General features: G+C 59.5%; 6 protein-coding genes, 2 tRNA genes, 1 pseudogene and 1 CRISPR repeat array. Of the genes and pseudogenes, 1 reads left to right on the top strand and 8 read right to left on the bottom strand.

The genetic code is table 11. The annotated features are described in order from the left end of the window. Window positions 1-10 precede the first annotated feature (10 nt). Window positions 11-310: a CRISPR direct-repeat array (repeat unit 36 nt; unit sequence GTTGCGGTTGGCCTGCGATCTCTGAAATGCTAGGCT). Window positions 311-382: 72 nt separating this feature from the next. From cas2 to ACEW8G_RS00855, 7 genes are all read right to left on the bottom strand, one after another. Continuing rightward, complete coding sequence (gene cas2, locus ACEW8G_RS00885; protein WP_373486565.1) at window positions 383-676, bottom strand: CRISPR-associated endonuclease Cas2; 294 nt, start codon at window positions 674-676, stop codon at window positions 383-385. A gap of 50 nt (window positions 677-726) precedes the next feature. Continuing rightward, complete coding sequence (cas1, locus tag ACEW8G_RS00880) at window positions 727-1674, bottom strand: type II CRISPR-associated endonuclease Cas1 (RefSeq protein WP_373486564.1); 948 nt, start codon at window positions 1672-1674, stop codon at window positions 727-729. Window positions 1675-1707: 33 nt separating this feature from the next. Then, window positions 1708-4914, bottom strand: a complete 3207-nt coding sequence (gene cas9, locus ACEW8G_RS00875) for a type II CRISPR RNA-guided endonuclease Cas9 (protein ID WP_373486563.1) — start codon at window positions 4912-4914, stop codon at window positions 1708-1710. A 329-nt stretch (window positions 4915-5243) separates the two neighbouring features. After that, window positions 5244-5320 (bottom strand) — tRNA-Pro (locus ACEW8G_RS00870). A 69-nt stretch (window positions 5321-5389) separates the two neighbouring features. Then, window positions 5390-5466: transfer RNA gene (locus ACEW8G_RS00865), tRNA-Ile, on the bottom strand. 108 nt (window positions 5467-5574) lie between these two features. After that, window positions 5575-6564, bottom strand: coding sequence for a polysaccharide deacetylase family protein (locus ACEW8G_RS00860; RefSeq protein ID WP_373486562.1), 990 nt, complete (start codon window positions 6562-6564; stop codon window positions 5575-5577). A 75-nt stretch (window positions 6565-6639) separates the two neighbouring features. Then, the gene (locus tag ACEW8G_RS00855) at window positions 6640-8460 is read right to left on the bottom strand and encodes a histidine kinase dimerization/phospho-acceptor domain-containing protein (RefSeq protein WP_373486561.1); all 1821 of its coding nucleotides are present in this window, start codon (window positions 8458-8460) and stop codon (window positions 6640-6642) included. Between the two features lie 282 nt (window positions 8461-8742). Here ACEW8G_RS00855 and ACEW8G_RS00850 point away from each other — a divergent pair, with 282 nt between their 5' ends. Beyond that, window positions 8743-9222, top strand: coding sequence for an Lrp/AsnC family transcriptional regulator (locus tag ACEW8G_RS00850; RefSeq protein ID WP_373486560.1), 480 nt, complete (start codon window positions 8743-8745; stop codon window positions 9220-9222). Window positions 9223-9250: 28 nt separating this feature from the next. On the opposite strand, the pseudogene ACEW8G_RS00845 reads toward ACEW8G_RS00850, so the two are convergent. Beyond that, window positions 9251-10043 (bottom strand): annotated as a pseudogene (locus ACEW8G_RS00845) (hypothetical protein); the annotation flags it as partial.

Raw genomic sequence — 10043 nt, 5'->3', positions numbered from 1 at the left:
TGGCATTGAAGTTGCGGTTGGCCTGCGATCTCTGAAATGCTAGGCTCGCCGGGAAGCGCGCTGGCACCCCGCTTGAGTTGCGGTTGGCCTGCGATCTCTGAAATGCTAGGCTCCTCACCCTTACCGAGGCGCAGGTATTTTCGTTGCGGTTGGCCTGCGATCTCTGAAATGCTAGGCTAAAGCACATCATTGCTTGCACGGCGAGCCTGTTGCGGTTGGCCTGCGATCTCTGAAATGCTAGGCTCAGCCTTGCTGACGCTTGCACGATCTTTCGGTTGCGGTTGGCCTGCGATCTCTGAAATGCTAGGCTGGATCAGCCACCAAGTCTTTGTGATACAAGACAAAAGTGGTTGGTCCAGCCGGCATCTTTTGCTGGACATAATCAGAACATAGCCAATTGATCGGGATTTTGCCGTGGGCGATTCTTGGTTTGGCCAGAAAAACGGACGATGTTTTCATACTGCCGGTCGGTAAAGGCGAGTACATGCACCTCGCCGGTTTCGGGCAGGTTGCGCTCGATTCGGCGCAGATATGATTCGTAGCTGTCTTTGCCATTACAAAACCGAGCGTAGATGGAAAACTGGCTCATCTCAAAGCCCTGATCGAGCAAAAACTGGCGAAATTTTGTGGCCTCGCGCATCTGCTTTTTGGTGCCGACAGGCAAATCGAACATCACAAAAATCCACATCAGTCGGTAACCGCTGAGATAGCTGTGCCCTGCATCCTTCACGCAGGCGATGCAACATCGCTGGCAATGTCGTCAGCCTGACCGATACCAGCCCATTCAATCGGTGTGGGGCATTGAAACAACGCAAGATCGATCCGCCCGGTTTCGAAACACACCGCCACTGCCTGCGCCAGTTTCTGGGTGACCACTGAGACCGGTGATGTTTCGCCGCCATAGCGAAGGTCGAAGGCAATCAGCCGAGCAAACTGGCGCTTGATCGCGGGGCTCAGGTCGTGGACGCCTTGCGCAACCAGCCCGGCGACCAAAGCATCAACAAGCGGACGGAATGGCTCGACCAGATCATCCGCCAGCGCAAACGCATTGCCACGATTGGCATGATGAATGCCAATGGTGGGGTGAAGGCCAGCAGCGACAATCGCCCGCGCGCAGCTTGCCCGTATGATGGCATAGCCATAGTTGAGCAGCGCGTTGGCACCATCCATATCGCGGTCCCTGCGGAAATCCTTGCCCATCAGCAGCGGCCAGTAGCGCCGCGCCGCCTGTGCTTCGAGATTGTCAGGATCGCCCGATTTGACCCGTGCTGCCATGTGCGGAAAGGCTGCGGCGCCATCAATCGCGCGCGCCTCAAGCAGCGACCCCTGCATCACAATCTTTGCGGAGACAACGCGCCGCCACAACTGCTTGGCGAGGGGACGCGAGGCATTCCACTGTGCCTGGATGCGGGCACCCTGTGCATGATGTCCCTCAATTGGGAGGGTCACAGCCGTAGGCATATGATTGCCCCCGCAAAAGACGATAGGCGCGCCGCGCTCCGCCAGTGCAGCGACGATGGTGCTGGACCAGGTGATGCGCGCATGAACGATGACCGCGTGAATATCATCAAGCGCGATGCGCCCCACCTCGGCATCGTCTTTTGATACCAGCAGGAACCCCCGATGCAGGGAAAGTTGCAGGTCGTCGCTCGATATATCGACGATTCGTTCCATTGCTGCCCCCTACAAGGCCCCAGCGCCTGCCGTTTAGTCGCGCGGGCCAGGGTCAAACACCCTGCCCAACGGATCAACCCGCACCTGCCTGCCCTTGAGCTTTTTGAGGCCCGAAGCGGACGAGTTGATGTATTTAAACGGATCAACATCCGAAGGGCTGGCATCGCGCGCCTTCAATGCGCCACCTTCGGTTGTGCCGGCGAGCTGAATGCTGCCAATCGTCGAAAACTTCACCACCCGCACGATCTCCTTCGCCTCACCTTCCCGCTCGATCGCCAACATGTCGTTCTGGCGAAGGCTGAGTACTTTTTTGGCGGCGGGGTGCGGCCTGCGTGTGGCGGCATCGGGCTGATGCGCATCGAACATCGAGACGATATCAGACACCCACTTGCCGTCGGGCATGCGCCACACATCAAAGCGCGCGTTGGAATCGCCCTTATAGGCCTTGTAGGCGCGGCCCGCCTTGTCGCGGATGGGGATGACTGACAACGGCTCGCGCACCCGCACCCGGCGCAGACCCTTGAACATCGGCCTGCCGTGGCGATCAAGCTTATCGCTGCCCTCGTTGGCAAAGCGTGCGAGCGCGGCTTCATAATCCTTGCCGGCAAGGTCTTCGGTCGCGCGGTAAAGCGCATCGCGCAGCGTCTCATCAGGAATGCGCAGCGGATCGGTGAAGTCGCCGGGCTTCAGGCTCATCAGCGGCACACGGTGGACGACAATGGGCAGGCCCTTGTCGGTGCACATGATGCCGTCCTCGCTCGCGGGATCGCGCACAAAACCATAAGCGGTGTCGTTGTGCAGCCGCCCGGCGGTCACGTCCTTGCCGGGCAACGGCTTTGCCTTGCGGCCATGATCGGCTTTGTGGCTGATGATCGTGGTTTTCAGCCTTTCACGAAGGTCGTTGCGAAACTCAGGCCATGGTGGCTCCAGATCAGGAAACAGCCGGTCGAGATCCATGTCTTCGGCTTGGCTGGCGGTGCGCGCGATCTTCATCAAGGTGCTGCGTGTGGTGACAGCAATGACGGCGGCATCAATCGCATGATGGAAATGGTTGAGCCGATTTTTGGGCGCATCGCTGTGCTTGTTTTCCACGTAATTGTGGTCATCAGTGATGTCGTTCAGGCCCCACAGACGGCGCAACATGGCGGTCATCCGCCCCGGGATGACATAGACGCTACCCTCCGACGTATCGGCATACAGGCTTTGCAGATAGGTCTTGGTCATCCGCGACAGATACTGCGTATCGGTCAACTGGCGGGCAATGAAGCCGCCATCCTTCTCCACCCGCTCCATCGCATCGGGACCAAAGCGCCATTGCTTGGATTTGTGCATCCGGGCGACTTGCGCGCTAATCGTATCCCAGCGCGCGCTGTCATGGCCCCATTTCTCATATGGGGTGCGGTTGCCCTTCTCGCGGTTGCATTTCCGGTGCACCACCACCTTGTTGCCCGCGCTGTCATCTAGGCAGCGTGAATAAGGGATGATGTGGTCGATATCGGCCTCGCTGGTGAACAGCGCGCGCATGCCAATCGCCTCCCCGCAATAGGGGCAGCGCCGGTCGAGCACATTTGAGGGATTCAGATCCTCCCACAAGCGCATTAGCATGCGGTTGGCGCCGTTGTCAGCAAAGCCTTCCTTTTGCAGCTTCTCGCCGCGCGCGATGGCTGCCGCCGTGTCCTTGCGGATGCGTTTGTTGTGCTCTTCCTTGGCCTTGTCGTTTAGCTTTAACTCGCGTGCCAGCTCGACAACGATGGTGTCGGGCCGACTGTGAACTTTGATGATTGCATTGACCAGCTTCTGCACCTGACGCAGTCCGATGTGGACAGTGGGGTTGGTGATTTTGCCCCAGCGCTTTTCTTCATCATCGGCAGCGTTCAGCGTGCCCGGTGGTATCTCGCGGGTTAGCAGTTCGCCGTAATAGGGCAACTGCGGCAAAATTTCGCCTGTGCGGTGATCCGAATGATGCCATCCGCAAAGTTCCACCGCCCGCGAATAGGTGACAATTTCGCGTTTAAGCTCTTCCAGGATTTTCGCAGTCGCGCTCGTCCCCAGCCGCCCATAGCCCTCGGGCAAGTTGGCACGCGCGGTAAAATCGGCGGCATCGTCATCAAGACCACATTCGTCGGTGAGGAAGGTGTGGAGCGTTTCCGGGTCTTCCTCTTCCATCACCCGGTCAATGATCTTCCATTGCCGCTCAATATCGAAATGATTCCAGCGGGTGCCAAAACGCTTCTTGTCCGCCATCACTGCGAAGACTTCATTGCCAAGCATGTCTGTTCGGGTTTCGCTGGCTTTGTTGAAGCTTTGACCGGGCCGCAGCTTCAGTTTCGTTGCCAAAGTTGAGTAGCTGACCTTCCGCTTCTCCCGGAGGATGCGGATCAACAAGTCACGCTCATCCAAACTCAATTTGCGCGCTGGTTCACCCGGTGTCGTGATCTCAAGCTGGTTCACCTCTTCATACAACCGCCGTTCCTGGAACAGCGGGTGCGCCTTGGCGAGGCGGCGCTCGTCGTTGACGAAGGTGCACACCCCCACTTCCTGCGCTTTCAACGGCCGCTGGAAGAACAGGATGCGGTGCAGCGCGCCATGGGCTTCCTGCGTCAGCAGTGCGGGGTGGTGCTTGGTTTGAGCCTGCCAAATGCTCTCAAACTCGCGTTCGACATGATCTCGCTGCGGATAGAAATCGTAGGACTGGCTTTCGCTATTCATGCGGACCCTTGCGCCTTCGCCTGCCATCAACCGCTTGTGCAAAAATTCCCCAAGTGTACGGGCGTTAGCTGCTTCCATTGCCTCCTTAAGTGCATTCGCACCGCTTGCGATCTTGCCATCCTCATTGTCATTGGCCTTGCGCTCAGCCTTGCGGTTGGATTTGAAGCCGCGCCGCTGGTTGAGGTGGAACAGCGCCCGGCCGATCTCGAACGGCTCCAGCCGCGCATCCAGCGCGCGCGCTCGCAGGTCATAAGGGTCTTTTGCCGCAATCAGCTTGGCCTCATCGGCATCTGACGCCATCAGTCCATATTGGACCAAAGTCTCAAGAAAGGCCGAGCGCCGGCCCAGATACCGGTCCCGCCGCCGCCGCATAGACCGGGCATCGCGCCGGTCCACAGCCAGCGACGCGCCGGACTTGGGGTCACGGCCATCAGAAAAGATGCGCACACCGATATCGACAATACGCGTATCATCTTCAATCAGGCACCAGCCAATGCTGTTCGTGCCCATGTCCAGCCCAAGTCTGCGCATCTTATCCCCCCATTTTGGACATTGATGCGCAAAGCCTATGCTATTTGGCAATTGACTTCCAAACCAATTTGGACCTAATCAAGCGTTATCAGAGATCGCGGGCCAACTGTTAACAAGCAGTTTGACTGCACCAAATAAGGGCAAGCCTGCGGGCTTGCCTTTTTTGTTTTCGCCATTGTGTTGGGTCGATCGGTCACCGATCTGCAGACTGTTGGCAAATAAGCTTCTGCGACTGCACGAGCAAAGGCGTATCGGCGGGGATCTGCTATTTCCCCGCCCGCGCAGCTTTCAGCACAATGTCCAGATGCCGCGATTGTCCGCAGCGAAGTTGGTCGGGGAGACAGGATTCGAACCTGCGACCCTCTGCTCCCAAAGCAGATGCGCTACCAGGCTGCGCTACTCCCCGAACCGATTTGACCGCGAGCCCATGGCCTGGTGTGCCAGGGGCTGTCATAAGGCACATGCGGTGTTGAGCTGGTGGGCCCGGAGGGACTCGAACCCCCGACCTAGCCGTTATGAGCGGCCAGCTCTAACCAACTGAGCTACAGGCCCATCCCGACTATGCCAGTGGCGCGGGTTACTCCAGCGCGGGCCGGCAATGCAAGCCCCAAACGTGTAACCTGCACGAAAAGGAACACCATGCACCTGCACGGTCCCACGTCAGCGGATGATCGCCGCGTCGATTTCGGCAATGCTGGTGGGGCGGATCTTGCGCTGCGCCAGATAGCTTAGCACCCGGTGCCACCAGTCAAAAAAAGCGGTAACATCCTCGCTGCTGCGCACATAGGGCGTAAATCCGGCGCGCAGCGAGGGTGAATGGAACGAGAAGTTTAGGATCGGCAGGCCATCGTCCAGCGCGATATCGATGCCGCGGATGACCTCGCTGACCGAGATGCCCTCGGGCGTTAACGAAATCCGTTCAAGCAGCCGTCCGCGCGCCATCAGGGCTTTGGTCAGCCCGGCCATCTGTGCCAGCGGAAACACCTTGCCCTGTTTGCGCAGCAAGCCCCAGAATACCGATGTCACCGGCAACTCGACAATCTCTTGCGTTTTGTCGAGCCAATAAGGCTGCAGCGGATAGCGCGAGAAATCAGGCCCCTCGGCCTTTCTGTAATCGAAATTCGCGCGCACGGACGTGTCGTATCGCACACCGGTCTCGCGCAGCAGATCAAGCGTTCTCGGCCCGATGCCATAGCGCCCGGCGCGGTAAGCGATAGGCTGCGTGCCCGTCACCTCGGTAATCGCATCACGCAGCGCAACAAACTTGGCACGCTCCAGTTCGGGCGGCAGGCTGCCTGCATAGGTGTTGCGCTGGATCACCTCTTCGTCAAACGGCGGATTGACCCATGGGTGCAGCTGGATGCCAACTTCTGCGCGGCCGCTGCGGACAAGATCGGCATAGATCTGTTTGCCGCGTGGATCGTTGATGATCGGCCAGTCGACGAGGTAAAGCGGTATAACGCCGTATTGCTCACACAACGCCTGAAAATCGAGGATCGCCTCCACCGTCTCCAGCGAAAAACCCTCACGCTTGATCGGGCGCGTCCAGTCGAACTCTTCCTCGACATCCACGGTTACAAGATAGCGCTGGCCGAAATCAGGTGCGAACCGGACGAAATCTTCCAGACCCGGGAGCTTCGCGAACGTCATCTATGCCGCCTTGGTCTTTTCGGGTCGCAGTGAACAGAACTGTGCCTTGCCCCTTGCACATCCTGCGCGTCACATTCACTCGCGTGACAATAACGCTGATTCTGCGCTAAGCTCGGCAACTGGTAAGGTCAAGCGCAGAGCATGATCGACCACGGTCAGATCACCGCCCTTGCCGCGCGCCAGATTGCGCACCAGCCGCAAGCAGAAGCCCAGGCCCAGCAATGGGCTTTGCTGCGCATCGCCCAGTTCGGCATGGTCCATGGCAAACAGCGAGACGTCATCCTGATCGCGCAGTGACTGTGGCAGCGATATCGTGATATCTGCCGCATGGCCGCGACTGCAGGTCAGAGTCAGGTCCAGCGTTTCACCGGGCGTGCTGCTGCCGATCAGCGCGCTCAGCAGACGCGGCACGATCCGGTCGGCGGTTTGGCTGGAAACAGCAAGGGTTGCGTCGTCCAGTGCCCGTTCGACCAGCAGCGTCACGCCCGCGTGTTGCAGCAGCGGCCTCACCCGGCTGTCCAGCCGGTCGGCGAGCGCGTTGATGCTGATTGTGCCGTCAGGGTCATCGATGGCGTTGCGATCAAGCCGCAATGCTGTGTCGAGATCATCAAAGCCGCTCAGCAACTGTCGCGCATCCTGGCCGATCCGCAGCGCCATCGCCCGGTATTCGACGCCAACAGGGCCGAACAGCTGCTGATCGATGATCTCGGAAAATCCCATGATGGCATTGAGCGGGGTACGCAGTTCATGCACAATCTGACGTAGCCCGTCGCTCCCCACAAGGCCCGGAGAGAACGCATCTTGCCCGGCAACTTCACCGGGCAGCGGGCGACGGATCAATCCGGCATAGCCGGTAAAGCGACCGGTCAACCGATCAAAGCAGGGGTCGGCATCGATGCGCCATTCCCCGGCGAGTTGCGCTGCGCCGCCAAGGTTGGCGCGCCCGGCGCGGATGGGCAGCCTGCGCGCAAATGTCGTCGCGGTGGCAGCATCGACACCGCGTCCAGCGGGCCGTGCCGGTGTGGCGAGGCAAACGCCATAAACCAGTCCGAGAGCAATGCCCTGTGCCGCTTCAATCGTGCCATCGTAACCGGCCTGGAACTGGAACTGGTCTGTATCAGGCGAGCGCGCTTTCACCGGCGCATCATCCGCGCCTTCGCCGGACGCTGCGGTAATCGCGTCACGCAGTTCATCCAGATCGTCACGCGGCGGCGCGCGCAGGGCTTGCTGGCTGCGCACCTCCTGCAACGCCTCAATCCGCTTGACAATCTCGCCGATGCTTTGCGGGTCGGGCAGCGCTACCGCAGGCGCAGGGTCGTTGGCAGGCGCAGGCAGGCTTACCGCCGGACCAGGTTTCGCGGACTCTGGCGGGGAATCGGATCGCGGCGCAGACACTTCAGCGACAGGCGCTGGAGGCACCGCCCGCCCGGCGATCAACCCACGCGCGGCACTCTCCATATCGGGCAAAGCCATATCGTAAACGCCCAGACGGTCCAGCATCGCCCGAGTGCGCTGCCCGAGGTCGCGGCGGTTGCGCAGGAAACCCCGCGCACGCACCGGCAGTGCGGGGATCAATTGCGCCCACTGGTCATCGCTTAGCCGCGCGGCCTGGATCGCAGCACTGGCGATCGGCGGAATTTCGGCAGCGAGATATTGCAGCAGGACGGGCGACACCAGCCGTCCAGTCAGGCTTTGCACCGAAACCAGACGGTCGCTCTCGCTAACCTTGGGACGCAGATAATGCACTCTTGCCAAGCCCGCCGCGACCCCTTCACCGATATCATCGGCGGTGATCTGGGCGATAATGTCAATCAACTGCCGATATTGCGCTACCGCGGCGCCAGCTAGGGGAAGATCGCCGGACAATACGGTGGTCAGGCGGTCATCAAATCGCATTTCGAAATTCTCTCCCAGGGCGTATGCAAGCCCTAACGCGGCGGGCCGCCGAATGGTATTCTATCATGATCGATAACCGGGAAATGTGCCCAGCGAAAGCGGACTTATCGGCACGTTGCAATGTGGGACAATTGCGTTGCAGGACAATTTTATTATATGGTATTGCGGTGATGTTACGGGAAAAATGACTTTTGGGGCACATTCCCTTACATGAAAATGCTTAGCGGCACAGACCCCCGTCATGCGGCAACATCCGCAAGACTGGTCGGTGGAGGAAAAGTTTTGGCAAGTCTCGACCATATTGACCGTCAATTGCTCACCCGGCTTCAGGATGAAGGCCGGATCACCAACGTTGAGCTTGCCAGCCGGGTCGGATTAACCGCGCCGCCGTGTCTGCGCCGTGTGCGCGCGCTGGAAGAAGCCGGGATCATCCGCGGCTATCATGCCGATATCGACCCGCAAAAGCTGGGATTTGCCATCACGGTGTTTGCGATGGTCAGCCTGAAAAGCCAGGCAGAAAGCGATCTCAAGGCCTTCGAAGAGCATGTGCGCACTTTGCCCGAAGTGCGCGAATGCCATATGCTCAATGGTGAAATCGATTTCATCCTGAAAATCGTGGCCCACGATCTTCAGCAATTTCAAGCCTTTCTGACCTCAAAGCTGACGCCGACCGCAAATGTTGCGAGCGTCAAGACATCGCTGACCATCCGCACATCAAAACAGCAGCCGGGCGTGCCGCTGGAGGATACACCTCCAGCGTAACGTTTGCCCCAATATCCGTCGGCAGATTTCAGCCAGCAGGCGTTGCGGCTGGTTGAGCCGACGCCGTCCGCTGACCGATGTAGAGCTTCCAAAGCCCTGCGAGCGGCGCGCGCGTACCGGTGATGGCGTTAAGGTTCTGCATTGCCAAATCATGCTTGCCCTGGGCCACGCGCGCGATCGCCTGGATCATTTGCGCGCGCTCAGTGTCGGCCACGTTCTTGGTCAACGCGATGCCCGCCAATTCCTCGGCTTCAGCATATTGCTGGTTTCCGAGCAGCGCGTCGGCATTGGCCAGCGTCACATTGCCAGAAGCGCCGCCGCGTGAATCGCGTACCGACGCTGGCAGCGTCGCAACATAGTCTGCCCTTGCCCCCTTTGCGGTCGAAACGTCAGCAGCAAGCGGGCTCCCGCTCGCGATTTCGCCGCCCGCACCGGTCTGGATTACGCCTTTGGCCTTGCCCTCATCAATCAGCGAAAGCACTTCTGTGGGACGACGCGCCGCCCCCGCGGCCTCGATGTACTCCTTATAATCGCTGGTGGTGGTCAGGCCGCCTGCCATCCGCAACAGGCGCATGGCATCAAGATTTTGCTCGGCGGTAAAGTTGCGATTGTCACTCTGTACGGCGCGTATGACCTCGCTCCAGGTGCCGGGGCCAGTATCTGTACGAAGCAGAAGATTCGCCCAGGCAGTTGGGTCAGACTTGGTGGCGCGCGCAATCTGGAAGCCGCGCTTTGCCCAAGTACCAGCATATTGACGGTCACCCGCCAACTGGCCTTCCACAGCCTGCTTCAGAAAGGGAAGGCCCTGCGCGGCAATCGCG

Origin of the sequence: Blastomonas sp. (assembly GCF_041747255.1) — a bacterium.
Taxonomy (GTDB): domain Bacteria; phylum Pseudomonadota; class Alphaproteobacteria; order Sphingomonadales; family Sphingomonadaceae; genus Blastomonas.
This window is presented reverse-complemented; position numbering and strand designations above follow the sequence as displayed.